We start from the raw sequence: 21,046 nt of genomic DNA, 5'->3' as shown, positions 1-21,046 counted from the left end.
ACCCGCATCCTTCCCACTCAGGACTGCAGGGCCTGGAGGATGGCCTCCCGCGAGCAGTGCGCATCACAGAGCTCTCGAAACGCAGCCGGGTCGGGAACCGCGCGGACGTAGACCTCCTCGGCAACGGGACTGAGGGTGTTGTACTGGGCGGAGAGAATCGTCGGCTCCACATCCGTGAGCAGGTCGGTCCCTCGCTCGAAGACTCGGATCTGGGGAGCATGACGGAAGCGGGCTTCCACGGTGGCATTGGGGAATACCACCCGGGTGTGATTCCCCTGGTCGTCCCACAGGCGCACAGTGGGTCACCTCCGCGGACCTTGGACGCGGGGACTTCACGGGGGATACCTGTATGCAGCCTGTCGTCTGGGTCCTGGCACTCTCGAGCCTGTTGTCCCTGGGGCTCCTGGTTCGCACCGCGCTGCGCCTGCGTGCCCTCCAGGCGCGCTTCAAGCCCATTCTCGACGTGGAGGCCGAGCGCCAGCGTGTCCTCTCCGCGCTGGAGCGCCCCCAGGCCGAGTCCGAGCATATGCTCGCCACCGAGCGGACCCGCGTGGCGGCGGAGCTGGCCCGGGAGCGCGAGCTCGCGGACACCGCCATCCGTGACGCCAGGGAGGAGGTGGAGCGCATCAACTCCTCCACGAACCACGCCATCCGGCTGGAGCGCACGCGCCTCGATGCCGAGGTCACCCAGGTCCGCGAGGAGAAGGCACGCCTGGAGACCCTCATCGTCACGCTACGGGCCGAGCTGCAACCGCTCGAGGAAGAAGCTGTCCTGCGCTCCTACGGCCTCTACAAGCCCATCTACAACCTCTCCTCCTCGGAGAAGTACGAGCAGCGACTCGACCGCCTCCGCGAGGAACAGAAAGCCCTGCTCAAGAACAAACAGGCCGCGTCCTGTCGCATCCAATGGGAGGTCAATGGCAGCAAGGCCGAAGGCAAGAAACAGACGGACCGCACCCTCAGGCTCATCCTGCGAGCCTTCAACGGCGAGGCCGACGCCTGTGTCGCCAAGGTCACCTACAAGAACATCAAGGCCATGGAGGCCCGCATCCAGAAGTCCGCCGAGGCCATCAACGCCCTCACCGAGATTCAGCAGTGCTCCATCGCCGAGCCCTACGTGAAGCTGAAGCTCGCGGAGCTCCGCCTCGCCCACGAGTACGAGGAGAAGCGCCAGGAGGAGAAGGAGGAGCAGCGCCGCATCCGAGAGCAGATGCGAGAGGAGGAGGCCGCCCAGCGCGAGCTGGAGCGCGCCAAGTTGGAGGCCGAACGCGAGGCCCAGCGCGACGAAGAGGCCCTGCGCAAGGCCCGCGAGGAGCTGGATAAGAGCCAGGGCTCGGCGCAAGCGAAGCTCCTGGAGCGCATCGCCGAGCTGGAACGGCGCGTCGTCGAGGACCAGGAGCGCCAGCGCGCCATCTCCCAGGCCCAGCTCACCCGCACCGGCCACGTCTACGTCATCTCCAACATCGGCTCCTTCGGCGAAAACATCTACAAGGTCGGCATGACTCGACGGCTCGTCCCCCAGGACCGCATCGACGAGCTCGGCGACGCCTCCGTCCCCTTCGAGTTCGACGTCCACGCCATCATCCGCACCGCGGATGCGCCCTCGCTCGAAGCCGCCCTGCACAAGACCTTCGCCCAACGCCGCGTCAACCGCGTCAACGAGCGCAAGGAGTTCTTCCGCGCCACCCTCGACGAAATCGCCCAGGCCGTGCGCAAGCACCACGGCGACTTCGAGCTGACCCGACTCGCAGAGGCCGCCGAGTACCGCAAGTCACTCGCCATGAACGAAGAGGAGCGCGGCGGTGAAGCCACCGTCATCGCCCTCCCCGAACGCTCCGTCGCCTGACGCCCGACACGCGGGTTCCAGTCCCCCAGGAACACTCCGTCCACCACAGCCGCCGCACAGCCCGCAGTCGCGACGCAGTGCGTCCTCCACGGTGACGCGCGTCATTCCACCGCGCATGCCTGCTCGGTGTCCCGACAACCCTGTTCTCCTTGGCACGCCAAGAAGTCACGCGCCTCACAGGGAACCGCGACGTCACGGTGGGACGGAAGTGGAAACGTGGCATGTTGCGCCCGCGATGGCTGTCAGCGTCTTCGACCTCTTCAAGATTGGTATCGGTCCCTCGAGCTCCCACACGGTGGGGCCCATGCGCGCGGCGCGCTCGTTCGTCGTGCGCCTGGCGGAAGGGGGGCATCTGGAAAAACTCACCCGCCTGAAGGTCGAGCTGTTCGGCTCGCTCGGCGCCACCGGCAAGGGCCACGGCAGCGACAAGGCCGTGGTGCTCGGCCTCCGCGGTGACACCCCAGAGGCCGTCGACGTCGAGGGCATTCCCGCCATCGTCGCCCGCTGGCGCACCGAGGGCCGCATCAGCGTGCTCGGCCAGCGCGACATCACCTTCCGCGACGGCGAACACCTGGTCATGCACCGCCGCCGCACCCTGCCCTTCCACCCCAACGGCATGCGCTTCTCCGCGTTCGGCGCCGACGGCGTGGAGCTGGCCTCGCGCGTCTACTACTCCGTCGGCGGCGGCTTCGTCGTCGACGAGACCGCCACCTCCGGACAGGACCCCCTCCGCCCGGACGCCACCCCGCTGCCCTTCCCCTTCCAGTCCGCCGCCACCCTGCTGGAGCTGTGCGAGCGCGAGCGCATGCCCATCAGCGCCCTCATGATGGCCAACGAGAAGACCTGGCGCTCCGAGGCGGACATCCGCTCGGGCCTCCTGCGCATCTGGGAGATCATGCAGGCCTGCGTGCGCCGTGGCTGCGCGTCCACCGGCATCCTCCCCGGAGGACTCAAGGTCGAGCGCCGCGCGGGCTCCATGTACCAGCGCCTGCTCAGCCGCCCCGAGGCCGGCCTCACCAACCCACTCACCGTGCTCGACTGGGTCAACCTCTACGCGCTCGCCGTCAACGAGGAGAACGCCGCCGGAGGCCGCGTCGTCACCGCCCCCACCAACGGCGCCGCCGGCATCATCCCCGCCGTGCTCCACTACTACTGGCGCTTCTCCCCCGGCGCGAACGAGGACGGCGTCGTGCGCTTCCTCCTCACCGCCGGCGCCATCGGCGTGCTCTACAAGGAGAACGCCTCCATCAGCGGCGCCGAGGTCGGCTGCCAGGGCGAGGTCGGCAGCGCCTGCTCCATGGCCGCCGGCGCCCTCACCGAGGTGCTCGGCGGCACCCCGCTCCAGGTCGAGAACGCCGCCGAAATCGCCATGGAGCACAACCTGGGCCTCACGTGCGACCCCATCGGCGGGCTCGTCCAGGTGCCCTGCATCGAGCGCAACGCCATGGCCTCCGTGAAGGCCATCAACGCCGCCCGCATGGCCCTCTCCGGCGACGGCCGCCACTTCGTCAGCCTGGACAAGGTCATCAAGACCATGCGCGACACCGGCCGCGACATGAAGGACAAGTACAAGGAGACCGCCCGCGGCGGCCTCGCCGTCAACGTGCTCGAGGTGGCCAACCTCAGCGTCGGACTCCCCGAGTGCTGATCCACGCCCCCTGGTGAGGCCGAACATCGGCCTGATGTCTGCCGTCACCAGGGCGTGAGCCGCCCGCGCTCGCGCCTCCCAGCAACATCCAGGGTTTGCCCGCCGCCCTCCTCCCCGGAGGCGCTGGCACACGCGCTGCTATGGCCTCCCGGGTCGCCACACTCCTTCCCCCGAGGCCTCCGCCATGAGCATCGCGCCCCTGCAGAAGACCGCCGTGTCCGCCCCCCAGACCTCCGCGCTGCGCGGCGCGGAGACTGGCGGCTGCATCCGCCCCACCACGCCCCAGCGGTGCGGCACCGGCGGCCCCGGGCTCCAGCAGGACGGCTTCGACCTGGGCTCCCCCAACAAGGCCCACCTGGGCAAGCTGCTCGAGAGCACCCTCTCGGTGATGAACACGCTGGTCCAGGTCGTCTCCCAGCTGTCCGCCCAGGGCGGCGTGCAGGGACTCCAGGGGGGGCTGCAAGGCACCAAGCCCGGCACGTCCCCGTTCGACACCAGCGGCTTCTCCGCCGCGCCCGCGTCGAGCGGCCGTCCCCCGCTGGACCTCAACCCCACGCCGACGGGCGCGCCGTGCCTCCCGCCGCCTCCCCCCAGCATCGGCGACGCCTCCACGCCGCCCTCCAGCTTCGGCACCTCCCCGCTGACGCCGCCCACCAGCACGGATTCGGTGCCCACCGAGGGCTCGGGCAAGCTCGGCGGCAACCTGCCCCCGGGCCTGGAGAAGTTCCGGAGCGCCATCGAGTCCGCCGCCGCCAAGACGGGCGTGCCCGCGGAGATGCTCGCCGCGCAGATCTGGCAGGAGTCGCGCGGTGACCTCGCCGCCGTCACCACCAACGGCGGCAACGGGCTGACGGACACCGGCCTGATGCAGGTCAACCCCAACACGTTCAAGGAGCTGCAGGCGAAGCACCCGGAGCTGGCCGGCAAGGACCTGTCCGACCCCGCCACCAACATCCTCGCGGGCGCCTGCTACATGAAGGACATGAAGGAGCAGTTCGGCGGCTGGGACCTGGCGCTGCGCGCCTACAACTCCGGCCCCAACGGCGTGGACAAGAGCAACCCGGATGCAATCCCCGCCGGCACCGGTGACGCCACCTACGTGCGCAAGGTGAAGGACTTCATGAACATCCTCTCCACCGGCGAGGGCTCGCTGCCGGCCTGATTCCACGCGGCTCCCCGAGCGACCCGAGACACACGGGTCGCTCGTCACCAGGTCGAGACACGGCTCGGGGCCGCTCGTTCTACAGCAAGCGTCTGACATGCCCTGAGACACCCACCTGGAGCACCCCGCACCTCCATTGTCCGACGTGGTTTCCCATCTCAGCGCGCGCTCGATACAGACGAAAAATCGCGCGAGATGGCAATGAATCGCGAACGTTCAGTCAGCGACTTCGATTGGAAATGAGCACGATGTCTGGGTTAGACATGGCGCCGCCGTGCCTGCCTTGCCCTGTCGTGCCATCCCCCCAAGGAGAAGTCCGAATGACACCCCCGAAGTCACGACCCGCGCGGGTCGCGAGCGTGCCGCGTGTCCCCACGCTGGCGCTCCTGGCCGCGGTGCTGCTCGTGCTGCCCGCCGCCGCCCGAGCCCAGCCGACCTTCACCCTGTTCACGCCCGGCTCCACCCCCGCCGTCGCGTCCGTCACCAATGACTTCTCCGCCGTGGAGCTCGGCGTGAAGTTCCGCTCGGATGTCGAGGGAGACATCCTGGGCATCCGCTTCTTCAAGGGCACCACCAACACCGGCACCCACGTGGGCAGCCTGTGGAGCGCCACCGGTCAGCGCCTGGCCTTCGCCACCTTCACGGGTGAGACGGCCACCGGCTGGCAGCAGGTGCTCTTCTCCACGCCGGTGCGCATCAGCGCCAACACGACGTACGTGGCCTCGTACCACGCGCCCAACGGCGCCTACGCGTTCAACAACGGCGGCCTGGCCGCGGGCCACGACGCCCCGCCGCTGCACGCGCTCGCCGGCCCCGCGAACGGCGGCAACGGCGTGTTCACCTACGGCGCCGCGGGCTCCTTCCCCGCCACCGCGTTCGGCAACTCCAACTACTGGGTGGACGTGGTCTTCCGCCCGGCCGAGCCCGTCACGCTCTGGCCCTCCAACCCCACGCCTCCCGTCGCCTCCGTCACCAATGACTCCGCCCCGGTGGAGCTGGGCGTGAAGTTCAAGACGAACATCACCGGCGACGTGCTGGGTGTGCGCTTCTACAAGGGCGCGGGCAACACCGGCACCCACGTGGGCAGCCTGTGGAGCGTCAATGGCCAGCGCCTGGCGTTCGCCACCTTCACCGGTGAGACGGCCACCGGCTGGCAGCAGGTCCTCTTCTCCACGCCGGTCACCATCGCCGCGGACACGACGTACATCGCGTCCTACCACGCGCCCGTGGGCGCCTACGCCTTCGAGCAGGGCGGCCTCTCCACCGGGCAGGACACCCCGCCCCTGTTCGCCCTGCCGGGCGCCACCAGCGGCGGCAACGGCATCTTCGCCTACGGCGCCGCGGGCACCTTCCCCGTCAACAGCTTCGAGAACTCGAACTACTGGGTGGACGTGGTCTTCCAGGCCACCGGCGCGCCGCCCCCGACGCAGCCGCAGGACGACGCCTACCGCATCTTCCCGCCCAACGCGCTGCCCGCCAACGCCACCTCCACCGAGACGCTGCCCGTGGAGCTGGGCGTGAAGTTCCGCTCGGACGTGGATGGACAGGTCAAGGGCGTGCGCTTCTACAAGGGCGCCGGCAACAACGGCACCCACGTGGGCAACCTGTGGAGCGCCACCGGCCTGAACCTGGCCACCGCCACCTTCACCAACGAGACGGCGGTGGGCTGGCAGGAGGTGACGTTCGCCTCGCCCGTGGCCATCACCGCCGGCACCACCTATGTGGCGTCGTACTTCGCGCCGCTCGGCGGCTACTCGTTCAACAACAACGGCCTGGCCAACGGTGTGGACGCGCCTCCCCTGCACGCCCTGCCCGGCGCCACCACCTCCGGCGGCAACGGCGTCTACACCTACGCCTCCGCGTCCACCTTCCCCAGCGGCAGCCACCAGAACACCAACTACTGGGTGGACGTCATCTTCGAGTCCTACGGCCCGCCGCCCCGTCCGGGCGTCCAGGGCGCCGGCCCCGTGCTCGTGGCCACCGCGCCGGGCAATCCCTTCACGGACTACCTGCGCGAAATCCTGGAGGCCGAGGGCATCGCGTCCTTCGCCACCACCGACGCGGGCAACCTGGGCGTCAGCGTGTCGCTCAATGACTACAAGGTCCTCATCCTCGGCGAGCAGACGCTGGGCGCCGCCCAGGTGACGCTCATCACGAACTGGGTGAACGCGGGCGGCAGCCTCATCGCGCTGCGCCCCGCCGCCAACCTCCAGTCGCTGCTCGGGCTCAATGCCTCGCAGGGCACGCTGAGCAATGGCTACCTCCTGGTGAACGCCACCCAGGCGCCGGGCACGGGCATCACCGCGGAGACGATGCAGTACCACGGCCCCGCGGACCGCCGCACCGTCACCACCGGCACGCGCACCGTGGCCACGCTCTACTCGGACGCCGCCACCCCGACGACGTACACCGCCATCAGCCAGCGCACCGTGGGCAGCGGCACCGCCACCGCCTTCATGTACGACCTGGCGAAGTCGGTGGTCCTCACCCGCCAGGGCAACCCGGCGTGGCAGGGACAGAACCGGGACGGCTCCACCATCGGCCCGGGCGCTCGCGCCAACGACATGTTCTACGGCAACGCGGCGTTCGACCCGCAGCCGGACTGGGTGAACATGGACAAGGTCCAGATTCCCCAGGCGGACGAGCAGCAGCGCCTGTTGGCCAACGTGCTGCACCAGACCAGCTCCGTGCCGCTGCCGCGCCTGTGGTACTTCCCTCGCTCGCACAAGGCCGTGGTGGTGATGACGGGCGACGGACACCCCAGCGGCCTCACCACCACGCGGTGGAACCAGTACCTGGCCGACAGCGCCCCGGGCTGCAGCGTGGCGGATTGGGAGTGCATCCGCGGCACCATCTACGACTACGTCGGCGGGCTGACGGCCACCCAGGCCAACAGCTACGTGGCCCAGGGCTTCGAGTACGCCCTGCATGTGAACACCGGCTGCGCGGACTACACGGCCAACACGCTGGACCCGGCCTTCTTCACCCCGCAGCTCGACGGCTTCGCGCAGGCCTATCCGCTCGTGCCTTCGCCCACCACCAATCGCACGCACTGCATCGCGTTCAGCGACTGGTCCACCCAGCCCAAGGTGTCGCGCCTGCACGGCATCCGCCTGGACACGAACTACTACTACTGGCCCCACGAGTGGGTGCTCGACCGGCCGGGCCTCTTCACCGGCACCGGTCTGCCCATGCGCTTCGCGGACCTGGACGGCACGCCGCTGGACGTCTACCAGCTCGCCACGCAGCTGACGGATGAGTCCGGGCAGACGCTCTCCACGCACATCGACACGCTGCTGGCCAACGCGCTCGGCACCAAGGGCTACTACGCCGCCATCAACGCCAACATGCACGTGGACTCGCACTCGTCGGCGGGGACCTCCGGCTCGGCGACCATCATCGCCGCCGCCAAGCGTGACGGCGTGCCCGTCATCACCGCGCGCCAGTTGCTCGACTGGGTCGACGCGCGCGAGGCGACGCAGGTGTCGTCGCTGGCCTTCACCGGGACGCAGCTGACGTTCAACGTCATCAACCCGGCGCGCAACCTGTCGCTGATGGTGCCCACGCGCGCCGCCAACGGCCGCAACCTGACGTCCGTCACCCGCGCCGGCGCCCCCGTCACCACCGTGATTCGCACCATCAAGGGCGTGAGCTTCGCGTTCATCGACGCCGCTCCCGCCGGCACGTACACGGCCACCTACAACTAGCCCTTCGCGCCCTCCAAGGCGCCCGGGGCATGCGGGGCTCGACACGGTACGTCCGGGTCGGGCCCCGCTTCGTTTCCACCCCAGAGAAGCCCTGCGTTCGACACGGGGTGCCTTGTGCCGGCCGGCGGGGAGCCTCTATGACGCGCCCCCGGGTCGGCGCCCTGCTGGCGGCCGCCCGGACACAAGGACCGCACACCCCATGCTCAAGAAGCTGCTCGTCGGCCTCGCCGCCACCATCCTCATCCTGGTGGGCGTCATCGCCTCCCGCCCCGCCGAGTTCACCATCCAGCGCACCGCGACGCTGCCCGGCCCCTCGGACGTGGCCTTCGCGCAGGTGAACGACTTCCACCAGTGGAACGCGTGGTCGCCCTGGGCGGCGCTGGACCCGAACATGAAGACCACCTACTCCGGCCCCCAGAGCGGCGTCGGCGCGGGCTACGCGTGGACCGGCAACGAGCAGGTGGGCGAGGGCCGGATGACCATCGAGCAGAGCCGCGCCCCCGAGCACGTGCGCGTCAAGCTGGAGTTCATCAAGCCCTGGGCGGCCACGAACCTCACGGACTTCCACTTCAAGCCGGTGGCCGGCGGCACCGAGGTCACCTGGGCCATGAGCGGCACCAACGACTTCATGGGCAAGGCCTTCGGCCTGCTCATGGACATGGATGCGATGGTGGGGAAGGACTTCGAGAAGGGGCTCGCCAACCTGAAGGGCGTCGTGGAGGCGGAGGTGAAGAAGCGCGCCGAGGCCGAGACCGCGCGCGCGGCCGCCGTGAAGGCCGCCGAGGAGAAGGCCGCCGCCGAGGCCGCTGCCGCCGAGCCGGTCGTCGCCCAGCCCACGCCGTGAACGGCGAGGGCCGAGCGCGCCTCGGCCACGCTGACTCCCGACGCCTCCGTGCCCCCAGCGCGGAGGCGTCGTCGCGTCTGGCGTCCGGAGTGTCGACCTCTCGGCCCTCCTGAAGGCAGACATGGCGGGTGGTGAACGCTCGCGTGCCACGGGGCACGCGCCGTTCCCCTCTCATGCGGCGCGAGGCGTAGACCGCGAGCGCGCCAGGTGCCGGCGCGTTCCTCGCCGTCCGGGAGTTCTCATGCCGCCGCGAAAGACTCCGTCGAAGCCGAACCCGCCGCCTCCCAGCAAGAACGAGCAACTGGAGCCCTATCGCATGCACCAGGAGGACACGGTGCTGACGACGGACCAGGGCATCCCCATCTCCGAGACGGACAACTCGCTGAAGGCGGGCCTGCGCGGCCCCACGCTCCTGGAGGACTTCCACTTCCGCGAGAAGATGATGCGCTTCGACCACGAGCGCATCCCCGAGCGCGCCGTGCACGCCCGGGGCGCCGGCGCGCATGGCTACTTCCAGGTCTATGAGTCCCTGGAGCGCTACACCCAGGCGCGCTTCCTCACGGACCCCAGCGCCAAGACGCCCGTCTTCGTGCGCTTCTCCACCGTGGGCGGCTCGCGCGGCTCGGCGGACACCGTGCGCGACGTGCGCGGCTTCGCCACCAAGTTCTACACGCCCGAGGGGAACTACGATTTGGTCGGCAACAACATGCCCGTCTTCTTCATCCAGGACGGCATCAAGTTCCCCGACTTCGTCCACTCGGTGAAGCCCGAGCCGCACAACGAGATTCCGCAGGCGTCCTCGGCGCATGACTCGCTGTGGGACTTCGTGTCGCTCGTCCCGGAGACGGCGCACATGGTGATGTGGCTGATGTCGGACCGGGCCATCCCCCGCTCCTTCCGACACATGGAGGGCTTCGGCGTCCACACCTACCGGCTGGTCAACGCCAAGGGGAAGGCGACGCTGGTGAAGTTCCATTGGAAGCCGGTGCTGGGGACGCACTCGCTCGTCTGGGACGAGGCGCAGAAGGTGTCGGGCAAGGACCCGGACTTCCACCGCCGCGACTTGTGGGACACCATCGAGTCCGGGAACTTCCCCGAGTACGAGCTGGGCCTGCAGCTCATCCCCGAGGGCGACGAGCTGAAGTACGGCTTCGACCTGCTGGACGCGACGAAGCTGCTGCCCGAGGAGCTGGTGCCGGTGCAGAAGGTCGGCAAGCTGGTGCTGGACCGCAACCCGGACAACTTCTTCGCCGAGACGGAGCAGGTGGCCTTCTGCGTGTCCAACGTCGTGCCGGGCATCGACTTCACCAATGACCCGCTGCTGCAGGCGCGCCTCTTCTCGTACCTGGACACGCAGCTGACGCGCCTGGGTGGACCCAACTTCGCGGAGCTGCCCATCAACAAGCCCGTCTGCCCGGTGAACAACCACCAGCAGGACGGCTTCGGGCGCCAGAGCATCAATACCAGCCGCGCGAACTACCACCCCAACTCGCTGGGCGGCGGCTGCCCCATGCTGGCCAACCCCAAGTCCGCCTTCGTCCACCGCCAGGAGCGCGTGGAGGGGCACAAGATTCGCGCGCGCAGCGGCAGCTTCGCGGACCACTTCAGCCAGGCCACGCTCTTCTACAACAGCCTGTCCCAGCCCGAGCGCGAGCACCTGGTGGCCGCGCTCGAGTTCGAGCTTGGCAAGGTGGAGCGCGAGGAGATTCGCGAGCGCGTGGTGAACAAGGTCCTGGTGAACATCGACCGGGACATGGCCGTGCGCGTGGCAAACGCGGTGGGCGTCGCGCCGCCCAAGCTCGGCAAGCAGCCGGAGAGCAAGCCCGTCTCCAAGCTGACGGCGTCACCGGCGTTGAGCCAGCTGAACACGCCGCATGACTCCATCATGACGCGCAAGGTGGCGGTGCTCGTCGCGGACGGGTTCGCCGGACGGGAGCTGTCGCAGGTGCGCAAGACGCTCGAGGGGCTGGGCGCCATCGTGGAGGTGGTGGGCCCCACGCTCGGCCCCGTCGCCAGCGCGGACGGCGGCGAGGAGAAGCCGGTGAAGACGTACCTGACGGCGTCCTCCGTGCTGTACGACGCCGTCTACGTGCCCGGCGGCGAGCGCAGCGTGGCCACGCTGAAGAAGGTGCCGCTCGCGGTGGACTTCGTGCGCGAGGCGTACGTGCACTGCAAGGCGCTGGCGCTGTCGGGCGCGGCCACCTCCATGCTGGACGCCGCGGGGTTCTCCACGCCGATGGCGAAGGGGCTGGATGACGCGCTGGGCGTCATCCGCAGCGCGAAGAACGAGACGCGGGGCTTCGGGCAGATGTTCGCCAAGGCCATCGCCGCGCACCGCCACTGGGCGCGCGAGGCGCCGCCGCCGGCCTGACGCGGGCTTCAGCCCGGCGTCTTCCCGACGAACAGGCCGAGCGCGAAGGCGAGCCCCATGAGCACGAGCACCAGCACCATGGGGACGCCGCCCTTCGCGCGGGCCTGGACGGCCGGAGCCACCATCCGGGCTCCGGCCTGCTCCTCGGGGACGATGAGGCGGACCTTGATGACGGCCTTGGCGAGCACCTCCTCGACGTCGTTGAGGAAGCGCTCGTACTCCTCGGCCACCAGCTCCAGCGGCTCGCCGTGGTGGGACTCGTAGCGCTTCGCCACGGCGTCGTGGTTGCGCAGCTGGGCCTCGCGCTTGGAGACGTCCACCCAGCCGCAGACCAGGGACGGGCCGGAGCCCTTGCGCGGCACCAGGGAGATGTTCTGCCGGGCCAGCTTGCCGCCCGCGGTGCTGGGGCCCTCGGGCTCGTCGATGCGCAGCACGCGGTGCGGTCCGCGCCCGTACATCTTCTTGGACAGGGCCTCGCGCAGCTGCTCTGCGAGCAGCGCGGAGTGGTTGGCGAACATCGTCCGCAGCGCGGGGCCGTCCTCGGCCGCGGCGGCCACCTTGCCCGCCGCGGGCTCCAGGGGACTGAGACGTACGACGCCCGCCGCGAGCCCGCCGGAGGCCTGCGGCTTCTCGCTCCCGCGTGACAGCCAGTTGCTCGCGGGGACCTTCACCCGCTCCACGCGGGGAGGGCCACCGGGGACCTCTGTTTCGGGGGCTGGACCTCCGCGCACCTCCGTCGCGGGTGCCGAGCCTCCGCGCACCTCCGTCGCTGGCGCCGAGCCACCTCGCCCCTCCCCCGCCGAGCCTCCTCGCATCCCCGCGGGAGCCGAGCCACCTCGCGCCGCCGGGGCCGCGCCCTCTCGCACTTCCGTCGCCGAGCCTCCGCGCATCCCCGCTGCCGGGGCCGAGCCTCCTCGCATCCCCGCCGCCGGAGCCGAGCCTCCGCCTCGAAGCTCCGTGGCGAAGGGCAGGTGCTCGTCCTCGACACCGCCGCTGGTGAAGAGCTGGAACTCCTCGTCGTCACCTCCGGCGTGAGCGGCGGACGCGTTGGTGTCCTCGTCCTCATCCAGGTCCAACTCCTGGATGCGCTCCCGCGCGCCGCGTGCATCCGCGCGGCCCCTGGGGTCCTCCGGTGGTGCACGGCCAGCGGTGCGTCCCTTCGGTGGCAGGTCACTCTCCGCGCCTCCTCGCGCGGGAGGTCGGCTGGGCCGGGCCTCGGTGACGATGGCCTCCTGGCCCCGGCCCGCGCGTGCATCGCCCGTGGAGGGGCTCCGATGGGAGCGGGCCTCGGTGACGATGACCTCCTGGCCCCGGGCCGCGCCACGGGCCTCGGGGCCTCGACCGGCGACACCTCGCGGCGGCGGTACGCTCTGCCCCTTGCGCGCCTCGGTGACGATGTCCTCCTGCTCGTCGACCAGGTCCTGGGGACCGATTCGAGTCTCGGAAGCGGGCGGGTCCGGAGGCGCCACGCGGGTCTCCTCCGGGGCGTAGGACATCGGGATGTCGCGCGTCGCGTCCTCGTCCTCGGGCGCGATGCGGGGCTCCTCGTTCCGGCCGGGCCCCGCGCCCCGCCTCTGTCCATTCGCCATGGGCCGCTCCTCGTCCGGGCGAAGATAGCCCGGCCGGGGCCGCTTGCGTCAGCGCGCGTCCTGCTTCTTTCGTCGATACACGTCCGGGTCCACGCGCTCCATGATTCGCTCCGGTGCCGTCAGCGCCGTGAAACCGTATTGCGCGTACAGCCCATGTGCATCTCTCGTCGCCAGCATGAAACGGCGCAGCCCCTGGAGGTCCGGGTGGGAGAAGACGACCCGCATCAGCCACTTGCTCAGGCCCTTGCCACGCTGTGACTCCAGGACGAACACGTCGGCCAGGTAGGCAAAGGTCGCCCGGTCCGTCACCACGCGGCAGCCGCCCACCTGCGCGCCATCCGCCGCGTACAGACCGAAGGCCAGCGAGTGACGCCAGGCCCGCTCCACCGTCTCCCGGGGAATCTCCGGGCTCCAGTACGTCTTCGTCAGGAAGCCGTGCACCAGGTCCAGGTCGAGGCGGGAGAAGTCGTCGGAGATGACATGGCCATCCTCGCCCTTCACTTCGAAGACAGCGGAAGAGGACGGTACGGCGGAGTCCAACATGGGAAACGTGCCTCCCTGCGCGCGGGCAGCGCGTGCGACGGCGGTGGGAGCGCAGACCTAACGCATTCGCGTGCGCGCGACCATGTTTCACACTCGCGCCATGGCGGACCTGCACAGTTGGGTGCGAGGTGTTGCGACACAGATTGTCCAGCCGGCGGCAGGAGGACAAACCGCCCGGGACGCCCGGGATGTCATGCCATTGGCTTCCCTGGGAGGCCCCATCCGGTTGACGTGGGAGACCGGGGTGGGGACACTGCGTGCTTTCGTCCCACACCCTTCAGAGACAGGAACACACCATGGGTCTCGCAGAGCGTCGTCGCATCGTGGCCATCCGGGATTCTCATTCCCCGCGCTTCCAGTCGGAGCTCAATGCCGCCATCGGCTTCGAGATGCCATTCGAGATCGACACCGCCAGCTTCCCCGAGGACAAGACCGTCCTCGATTGCTACGACTACTATTACGAGTCGTACGGCCCGGGCCTCGTCGTCACCGTGATGAAGAGCATCTGCGCGGATGACCTCGGGAAGGAGGCCGCGAAGGCGAAGTTCAGCAAGATCGTCTTCCAGAACGTCGCCAAGAGCGCGGAGAACCCGGGCGACAAGAGCGTGGAGATCAAGGACAACACCCTCTTCGTGCGCGAGAGCTTCTACGGCTACTCGGACAAGCTCTACGGAGAGGACGACCTGCGCGGCGCCATCGAGGCGATTCTCTAGAGCGCCGCCCATGACCGAGGACGAACGCAAGCTGCGTGCGCTGTCGGCGCGGCCGCTCGCGGAGGTGCTGGATGACCTCGCGGCGCTCCAGAAGCGCGAGCTGCGCGGGGAGCAGGTCCGGCTGCCCCGCGTCACCCTGCATCTGCGCAGCGGGCGGGAGCTGAGCGGCACCATCCTGGCGCTCGCGCAGCTGCGCCAGGAGGTGTTCGTCCTCGTTCGCGGCGGCGCACCGTCGCGGAATGACGCGGGCACGGATGCGACGTACGTCGCGCTGGGGTCCATCGAGGCGCTCACCGTGCATGACGCCGCGGGCTTTGTCGGGACGCTGGCGCCCGAGGGCCTGTCCCCGCTCGCCGAGCCCGCACCCACGCGCCTTGGAGCGCGCCGATTGATGGAGGCCCAGCGCAAGGAGCTGGTGGCCCTGTTGGGCGGCGAGCTGAGCTGGGAGCCCGCCATCGACAAGACCGCGGACGGTGAGCCGCTCCGGGGGCTGGTCTTGCTCGCCAATGCCGTGGCTGGGGCACTCAAGGCGACAGCACAGGCCGAGCTCGGCCGCGAGACAGTGAAGGCGGGCATCCAGCGCGTCATCATCGAGGGAGGGCCCAGGCGCCTGGGGCTCGAAGGCGGCACCCTCCACGTCAGCGCGCCGCTCGAGGAGGACGACGTGCCCTCCGTGGAGGCGTTGACGACCGAAATCGAGACGTTGCTCTGACGTCGCGCTGACGCGGCACGCCAATCCACCTGGGACTGCGGGTGTGTCAGGCCATTGGCGTCCTGTCGGAGGACTGCGTGAAGATGTCGCCATGACTCCACCTACCGTGCATCCCGCGCAGCGCATCGTCGACCTGGGTTTTGGCTTCATCCTCTCCGGCGCGCTGTCCACGGCGGCGGAGCTGGGCGTCGCGGACCGCCTGGTCCAGGGGCCTCGGAGCGCGGCATCGCTCGCGGAGGAGCTGGGCGTGCATGCGCAGTCGCTCTATCGGGTCCTCCGGCTGCTCGCGAGCGTGGAGGTCTTCGCCGAGGATGAAGCAGGACGCTTCTCACTGACGCCCGCCGCGGAGTACCTGCGCACGGATGCGCCCGGCTCCCTGCACAGCGCGGTGCGCATGCTGACGCAGAGAATCTTCTGGGCCCCCACCGGCGAGCTGACGCAGACGGTGCGCACGGGGCAGACGCCGTTCGACCGCATCTTCGGCAAGCCCTTCTTCGACTACCTGACGAGCGACCCGGTCCAGGGGGACATCTTCCACCAGGGCATGTCCAGCCTCTCCGACATTGAGAACAAGGCCATCGCGGGCAGCTACGACTTCACGCCGCTGCGGCGCGTGGTCGACGTGGGCGGTGGGCACGGCGGATTCCTCATCGAGGTGCTCCAGGCGGCGCCCCAGGTGCGAGGTGTGCTCTTCGACCATGCGCACGTGCTCTCGGGATCGCGAGTCGCGCGGGCGGGGCTCGCGGAGCGGTGCGAGTTGGTGGAGGGGGACTTCTTCCAGTCCGTGCCCGCGGGGGCGGATGCGTACGTGCTCAAGCGCATCCTCCACGACTGGAACGACGAGACGTGCGTCACGCTGCTGCGCCACTGTCGGTCGGCGATGGCGGAGGGAGGCCGCGTGCTCGTGGTGGACACCGTCATTCCTCCGGGCAATGGGCCGCACGGGGGCAAGGTGCTGGACGTGATGATGCTGGCCTCGCTTCCGGGGCGCGAGCGGACGGAAGAGGACTTCCGCGAGCTCTTCGCCCAGGCGGACTTGAAGCTCTCGCGCATCCTGGCCACGCCGACGGCGATGAGCATCACGGAGGCCGTGGCGGCTTGAGCCGACTCCGCGGACCGCGACGGCTCAGCGAGTGCGCAGCTCGCGGAACGCGAGGCCGTCCAGTTCCAGGGGATGTCTTCTATTGAAAGCCCGTTGCGCTCGAATGCATCCATCCGGCTAGGCTCACGCCATGCCCCGGTCCACACAGGTCCACCCATGAGCCAACGGCCTTGGCTTCTCATCGCCATCCTGAGCAGCGCGGTCTTCGGAGTGGCCTACGTCGGCTTCGCGGACATCGGCACCGTGTGCGCCTGTCACGACGGAACCTTCTCGGATGGCCTGCGACTCCCGCTCGACGACAAGGACGCCTTCTGCGCCAGCAGATGCAAGGGCCCGGGCGGAGGCCGCTGGCTCCGCGATGGAGGTATGTCCCTCGCGGAAATCGAGGCAACCCGGGCCTCGCTCGGCTACGCGCCGTAGCCCGCGCCCTGCTCAGGCCCCCGGAGCCGGAGCGGCCTCCGGTCCACGCGGCAGCACCGACTGCGCCACCAGACTCAGCGCCACGACGAGCGCGCAGCCGATGACGTTGTACCAGAGGTAGCCGATGTCACTGAGCATGAAGAGCCCAATCACTGTCGCCTGCGAGATGACCGCCGCGGTGAACACCGCATGCCCTCGCACGAACTTGAGGAAGAACGCGACCAGGAAGATGCCCAGCACCGTCCCATAGAAAATCGAGCCCAGGATGTTCACCGCCTGGATGAGGTTGTCGAGCAGCGACGCGAAGGTCGCGAACCCCACCGCCACCAATCCCCAGAACACCGTGAACAACTTCGACGCGATGAGCACGTGCCGGTCCGACGCCTCCGGACGGAACACCCGCCGGTAGAAGTCCACCGTCGTCGTCGCCCCCAGCGCGGTGAGCTCACTCGCGATGGAGCTCATCGCCGCGGACAGGATGACCGCGATGAGCAGACCGAACAGCCCGCTGGGCAGCCACCGCTTCACGAAGCTGATGAAGATGTAGTCCGAGTCCTTCGTCTCCGCCCCCGGCAGCGCCCGCGTCACCAGCGCCTTGGCGTCCTTGCGGACCTGGCTCGCCTCTCCCGCCGCGGCACGCAGCGCCTCACGCACACCCGTGCGCGAAGCCTCGTCCCCCGCCGACAGGTACCGCTCCACCTGCGCGCGCTTGCTCGACTGGACCTCTTCCCACTTCGTCTCCAGCGCCGCGTACTCCGCCGCCTGCCCGGAGCCTCGCATCCGCTCGCCCAGCGTCTCGTTGAACAGCAGGGGCGGCGTGCTGAACTGGTAGAAGACGAAGACGAGGATTCCGACGAAGAGAATCAGGAACTGCATCGGAATCTTCAGCACGCCGTTGAACAACAACCCCAGCCGGCTCTCCGTGATGGAGCGCCCCGTGAGATAGCGCCCCACCTGTGACTGGTCCGTGCCGAAGTACGACAGCGCCAGGAAGAAGCCGCCCGTGAGTCCGGACCAGAAGTTGTAACGGTCCTGCACGTTGAAATCGAAGCTCACCACGTTCATCCGACCGAACGCGCCCGCCACGTCCACCGCGTCACCGAACGACACGTGCGAGGGCAGCCGCCAGAGGATGACCAGCGCGGCCACCACCATGCCGCCCATCATCACCACCATCTGCTGCTTCTGCGTCTGGCTGACGGCGGTGGAGCCGCCCGTCACCGTGTAGAGGATGACCAGCGCCCCCATCGCCACCACCGTGGGCTCCAGCGCCCAGCCCAGAATCGTGGAGAGGATGATGGACGGCGCGTAGATGGTGATGCCCGCCGCCAGCCCCCGCTGCACCAGGAACAGGAAGGCGCCGAACAGGCGCGTCTTCAGGTCGAAGCGCGACTCCAGGTACTGGTACGCCGTGATGACGTTCAGCCGGTAGTAGATGGGGACGAACACCGCGCTGATGAGAATCATCGCGAACGGCAGCCCGAAGTAGAACTGCACGAAGCGCATGCCGTCTTCGTAGGCCTGTCCCGGAACGGAGAGGAACGTGATGGCGCTGGCCTGCGTGGCCATCACCGCCAGGCCGATGGTGGGCCACTTCAGCTCACGAGTCCCCCGCAGGTACTCCTCCGTGCTCTTCGAGCCCCGCGACTTCCACAACCCCCACGAGACGATGAACACAATCGTCCCGACCAACACCCCCCAGTCGAGCAATGTCACGAGTACACCCAGGTGAGCGCCGCCGACAGGACGACGAAGAGGACGAAGGAGCCGACCACCAGCAGGTAGATGTTGCGCCACGAGCCGAGCAGCGGCGGCGCGTCATCCAGCTCCGGCCGCTTCTCGACGGGCGCGGGTGACGAGGAGGGATTCACGGGAGGGCTCATTGCGCGAGGACGTTCGCCAGGAGGCGGTAGGCGCCGGGGACCCCGGCGGGGAGCTGACGGAAGAAGGCCAGGCCCGTGTAGACGAACACGCCCTTGCCATGACGCGCGACGAGCAACGAGCCCTTCAGCGGCTCCTCGCCCGCGTCGTTCATCGCGAACACCGGGCGGTACTTGTCGTCCCACTTCGACGCGAAGTACAGCCCGCGCTCCTGCACCCAGCCGTCGAAGTCCGCGGACGTCAGCCGGTTGGGCGCGCGCAAGAGCGGCTCGTCCGCCGACACCGGCGTCATCACCGCCGTCTCGTCCGTCACACGCTCGCGGCCAATCTCCAGCGGGTACGGCCCGACGAACGCCGACAGCGGTCCCACGCGGCTGTTGGTGTTGTACTGCACCACCAGGCGCCCACCCTGCTTCACGTAGTCGAGCAGTCGCTCGCGGTGCACCGCGAGGCGCGGGTTCGCGTTGAAGGCCCGCACGCCGACGAGGATGGCGTCGAAGCGCTCCAGCTTCTCCGCGTCCAGCCGCTCCTCGGGCAGCACCGTCACCTCGTAGCCCACCGAGGCCAGGCTCTCGGCCACCTTGTCCCCGGGGCCGGGGATGTAGCCCAGCCGCTTCACCTTCGTCGCCAGCGAGAAGGGAACCAGCGTGGCCTCCGAGTCCTGCCGCACCGCCAGGGGAGGCAGGTGCTCGTACGACACGGTCCGCACCCGCCACGACTCGGCGCGCCCGCCCACGTCGACGACGACGCGCAGGCGCCCCTTCTCCGTCGCGCCCTTGGGCGGCGTCACCTTGAAGTGCACGGTGCGCGCATCACCGCGCGTGGCGAACTGGAACGCATGCTCCGCGGGCTCCGAGCGCCAGCCCTTCGGCAGCTCCAGCCGCGCCTTGCCGCTCACGTCCCCACGCCCCGCGCCCAGGACCACGGCCACCGACTGCGCCGCGCCGTTGGGGAACATCACCCGGTCCCGCTCCAGCGTCGCGGTGACGGCGGGGACGACCTCGAACGCGCGGTACAGCTCCCCGCGCACCGGGTCCGTCCACACGTGCACCACCGGCCGCGTCACCGTGATGCGCCGCCCCGCGGCCTCGTACACGAACGACACCGACAACGCCGGCCCCGCCTCGGGCAGCCCCGTCAGCGCGCGGTCCGAGTCGTCCAGCGCGAACAGGCCGCCAGAGGCGGGCTTGCGCAGCCAGTACGGCGTGGTGACGGCCGCGTCCTGTGGCAGGGCCAGCTTCTTCTCCAGCTTGAGCGGCGCGTGCTCCGCGAGCACCGAGTCCACCGCCACGCGCTCCCCACCCGGCAGCGTCACGCTCACCAGCTTCAGCGCCGCGGGCGAGCGGTTCAGCGCGTGCAGCGTCACCGCCACCGACGTGCCCGGCGTGCCCGTGGCCTCGGCGGCCCGCGCCTCCAGGAACAGTCCCGCGCACGCGGCCACCAGCGCCTCCGTCTCGCGCAGCTTCACGGCCTTCCACGGGTGTTCGTCCGGCAGCGCGGACAGCGCCTCATGCACCTTCAGCAGCGCGGGCACCGAGCGATACGGCGCGCGCGCGTCGAAGCCCTTCTGCGCTTCCTCCACCGCGCGGGCCACGCTCTCCGTGCCCTTCCAGCGGCGCCAGGACAGCTCCAGCCCCTCGAAGACGTCGGCCTTGGGGCGCGTGCCGTCCAGCGGCTGGAAGTACTCGAGCAGCGGACCGCGCTCGGCGGGGACCCCGAAGCCCTGGCTCTTGTGCTGGCTTCGGCTCTCCGCCGAAATCTCTCCCCACGAGCGCCCGAGCAGCGCGTCGTACCCGCCCACGTCCACCTTGAGATAGGCGGACATGTCCGCGTCCGGCTTCAGGCTCCACGTGGAGACGTTGTGCAGCAGCCGGTCCGCCTTCCACGGCTTCACCAGCGACAGCTGCTCCGGGAAGCGCGACGGGTCCGCGGCGGCCGCGAAGGCCTCGGCGGCGAGCAGCGCGGACGCGGTGTGGTGTCCGTGGTTGGGCGGCTTCGTGTTGAAGCGCGTGACGATGACGTCCGGCTGGAAGCGGCGGATGGCGAGCACCACGTCCGCCAGCACCGCGTCATGGCCCCAGATGCGCAGCGCCTCGTCGGCGGACTTCGTGTAGCCGAAGTCCCGCGCGCGGGTGAAGTACTGCTCGGCGCCGTCCACGCGGCGCGCGGCGAGCAGCTCATAGGTGCGGATGAGCCCGAGGAGTTCGTCCTGCTCGGTGCCGATGAGGTTCTGTCCGCCATCGCCGCGCGTGAGCGAGAGATAGCCCGCGCGCAGGCCGCGCTCTCCGACGAGCCAGGCGAGCAAGCGCGTGTTCTCGTCGTCCGGGTGGGCCGCCACGTAGAGCACGCTGCCCGTCACGCCGAGGCGCCGCAGGCCCGCCGCGATTTCTCCCGCGTGCGGTTGTCGAGGTGTCTGCGCGAAGGCCGTGGTCCCGATTCCAAGGCTCATGGCCAGCGTCATGCCGAAGGTGAGCAGGGTTCGCATCCGCCGCGGACCCTACAACAAGG

16 protein-coding genes are annotated in these 21,046 nt (G+C 69.6%); 10 read left to right on the top strand and 6 right to left on the bottom strand.

From position 1 onward, the window contains the following. Positions 1-17: 17 nt before the first annotated feature. On the bottom strand, positions 18-260 hold the full coding sequence (locus tag K8640_RS19105) for a hypothetical protein (protein ID WP_141328052.1): 243 nt from the start codon (positions 258-260) through the stop codon (positions 18-20). Between the two features lie 89 nt (positions 261-349). Here K8640_RS19105 and K8640_RS19100 point away from each other — a divergent pair, with 89 nt between their 5' ends. From K8640_RS19100 to K8640_RS19075, 6 genes are all read left to right on the top strand, one after another. Beyond that, positions 350-1,846, top strand: a complete 1,497-nt coding sequence (locus tag K8640_RS19100) for a DUF4041 domain-containing protein (protein WP_223748327.1) — start codon at positions 350-352, stop codon at positions 1,844-1,846. 235 nt (positions 1,847-2,081) lie between these two features. Then, positions 2,082-3,494 carry an L-serine ammonia-lyase gene (locus tag K8640_RS19095; RefSeq protein ID WP_223748326.1) on the top strand — a complete coding sequence of 471 codons (1,413 nt, stop codon included), beginning with the start codon at positions 2,082-2,084 and terminating at the stop codon, positions 3,492-3,494. A gap of 184 nt (positions 3,495-3,678) precedes the next feature. Then, a complete protein-coding gene (locus tag K8640_RS19090; RefSeq protein ID WP_223748325.1) occupies positions 3,679-4,656 on the top strand; it encodes a lytic transglycosylase domain-containing protein in 978 nt (325 codons plus the stop codon). A gap of 320 nt (positions 4,657-4,976) precedes the next feature. Beyond that, positions 4,977-8,363 (top strand): DUF4082 domain-containing protein, encoded by a 3,387-nt coding sequence (locus tag K8640_RS19085; protein WP_223748324.1) that lies wholly within the window; start codon positions 4,977-4,979, stop codon positions 8,361-8,363. A 199-nt stretch (positions 8,364-8,562) separates the two neighbouring features. Further along, positions 8,563-9,207: an SRPBCC family protein gene (locus K8640_RS19080; protein WP_223748323.1), complete on the top strand. Its 645-nt coding sequence runs from the start codon at positions 8,563-8,565 to the stop codon at positions 9,205-9,207. Positions 9,208-9,448: 241 nt separating this feature from the next. Further along, complete coding sequence (locus tag K8640_RS19075; RefSeq protein ID WP_223748322.1) at positions 9,449-11,578, top strand: catalase; 2,130 nt, start codon at positions 9,449-9,451, stop codon at positions 11,576-11,578. An 8-nt stretch (positions 11,579-11,586) separates the two neighbouring features. Here the strand turns inward: K8640_RS19075 and K8640_RS19070 are convergent, their stop codons facing one another. Continuing rightward, on the bottom strand, positions 11,587-13,167 hold the full coding sequence (locus K8640_RS19070; protein ID WP_223748557.1) for a hypothetical protein: 1,581 nt from the start codon (positions 13,165-13,167) through the stop codon (positions 11,587-11,589). Positions 13,168-13,215: 48 nt separating this feature from the next. Next, positions 13,216-13,710, bottom strand: coding sequence for a GNAT family N-acetyltransferase (locus K8640_RS19065; RefSeq protein ID WP_223748321.1), 495 nt, complete (start codon positions 13,708-13,710; stop codon positions 13,216-13,218). A gap of 296 nt (positions 13,711-14,006) precedes the next feature. On the opposite strand from K8640_RS19065, the gene K8640_RS19060 reads away from it, so the two are divergent. The 4 genes from K8640_RS19060 to K8640_RS19045 all read left to right on the top strand — a co-directional run bounded on the left by K8640_RS19060 (position 14,007) and on the right by K8640_RS19045 (position 16,657). Continuing rightward, positions 14,007-14,423, top strand: coding sequence for a hypothetical protein (locus K8640_RS19060; protein WP_223748320.1), 417 nt, complete (start codon positions 14,007-14,009; stop codon positions 14,421-14,423). A gap of 10 nt (positions 14,424-14,433) precedes the next feature. Next, positions 14,434-15,135: a hypothetical protein gene (locus K8640_RS19055; RefSeq protein WP_223748319.1), complete on the top strand. Its 702-nt coding sequence runs from the start codon at positions 14,434-14,436 to the stop codon at positions 15,133-15,135. Between the two features lie 91 nt (positions 15,136-15,226). Continuing rightward, positions 15,227-16,237: an acetylserotonin O-methyltransferase gene (locus K8640_RS19050; protein WP_223748318.1), complete on the top strand. Its 1,011-nt coding sequence runs from the start codon at positions 15,227-15,229 to the stop codon at positions 16,235-16,237. Positions 16,238-16,393: 156 nt separating this feature from the next. Further along, positions 16,394-16,657, top strand: coding sequence for a hypothetical protein (locus K8640_RS19045; RefSeq protein WP_223748317.1), 264 nt, complete (start codon positions 16,394-16,396; stop codon positions 16,655-16,657). 12 nt (positions 16,658-16,669) lie between these two features. On the opposite strand, the gene K8640_RS19040 is transcribed toward K8640_RS19045, so the two are convergent. The 3 genes from K8640_RS19040 to K8640_RS19030 are packed head-to-tail and all read right to left on the bottom strand — an operon-like array spanning position 16,670 to position 21,023. Next, on the bottom strand, positions 16,670-18,373 hold the full coding sequence (locus tag K8640_RS19040; protein WP_223748316.1) for a sodium:solute symporter: 1,704 nt from the start codon (positions 18,371-18,373) through the stop codon (positions 16,670-16,672). After that, positions 18,370-18,528 carry a hypothetical protein gene (locus tag K8640_RS19035; protein ID WP_223748556.1) on the bottom strand — a complete coding sequence of 53 codons (159 nt, stop codon included), beginning with the start codon at positions 18,526-18,528 and terminating at the stop codon, positions 18,370-18,372. The genes K8640_RS19040 and K8640_RS19035 overlap by 4 nt, the downstream gene beginning before the upstream one ends. Before the next feature lie 8 nt (positions 18,529-18,536). Then, the gene (locus K8640_RS19030; RefSeq protein WP_223748315.1) at positions 18,537-21,023 is read right to left on the bottom strand and encodes a PIG-L family deacetylase; all 2,487 of its coding nucleotides are present in this window, start codon (positions 21,021-21,023) and stop codon (positions 18,537-18,539) included. Between the last annotated feature and the right edge of the window lie 23 nt (positions 21,024-21,046).

Origin of the sequence: Myxococcus sp. XM-1-1-1 (genome assembly GCF_020037095.1) — a bacterium.
Classification (GTDB): domain Bacteria; phylum Myxococcota; class Myxococcia; order Myxococcales; family Myxococcaceae; genus Myxococcus; species Myxococcus fulvus.
This window is presented reverse-complemented; position numbering and strand designations above follow the sequence as displayed.

Bases quoted from the DNA above. Each gene is read 5' to 3' on its own strand.
- K8640_RS19100 (WP_223748327.1), top strand. From the start codon at position 350: ATGCAGCCTGTCGTCTGGGTCCTGGCACTCTCGAGCCTGTTGTCCCTG.
- K8640_RS19095 (WP_223748326.1), top strand. From the start codon at position 2,082: ATGGCTGTCAGCGTCTTCGACCTCTTCAAGATTGGTATCGGTCCCTCG.
- K8640_RS19090 (WP_223748325.1), top strand. From the start codon at position 3,679: ATGAGCATCGCGCCCCTGCAGAAGACCGCCGTGTCCGCCCCCCAGACC.
- K8640_RS19085 (WP_223748324.1), top strand. From the start codon at position 4,977: ATGACACCCCCGAAGTCACGACCCGCGCGGGTCGCGAGCGTGCCGCGT.
- K8640_RS19080 (WP_223748323.1), top strand. From the start codon at position 8,563: ATGCTCAAGAAGCTGCTCGTCGGCCTCGCCGCCACCATCCTCATCCTG.
- K8640_RS19075 (WP_223748322.1), top strand. From the start codon at position 9,449: ATGCCGCCGCGAAAGACTCCGTCGAAGCCGAACCCGCCGCCTCCCAGC.
- K8640_RS19070 (WP_223748557.1), bottom strand. From the start codon at position 13,167: ATGGCGAATGGACAGAGGCGGGGCGCGGGGCCCGGCCGGAACGAGGAG.
- K8640_RS19065 (WP_223748321.1), bottom strand. From the start codon at position 13,710: ATGTTGGACTCCGCCGTACCGTCCTCTTCCGCTGTCTTCGAAGTGAAG.
- K8640_RS19060 (WP_223748320.1), top strand. From the start codon at position 14,007: ATGGGTCTCGCAGAGCGTCGTCGCATCGTGGCCATCCGGGATTCTCAT.
- K8640_RS19055 (WP_223748319.1), top strand. From the start codon at position 14,434: ATGACCGAGGACGAACGCAAGCTGCGTGCGCTGTCGGCGCGGCCGCTC.
- K8640_RS19050 (WP_223748318.1), top strand. From the start codon at position 15,227: ATGACTCCACCTACCGTGCATCCCGCGCAGCGCATCGTCGACCTGGGT.
- K8640_RS19045 (WP_223748317.1), top strand. From the start codon at position 16,394: ATGAGCCAACGGCCTTGGCTTCTCATCGCCATCCTGAGCAGCGCGGTC.
- K8640_RS19030 (WP_223748315.1), bottom strand. From the start codon at position 21,023: ATGCGAACCCTGCTCACCTTCGGCATGACGCTGGCCATGAGCCTTGGA.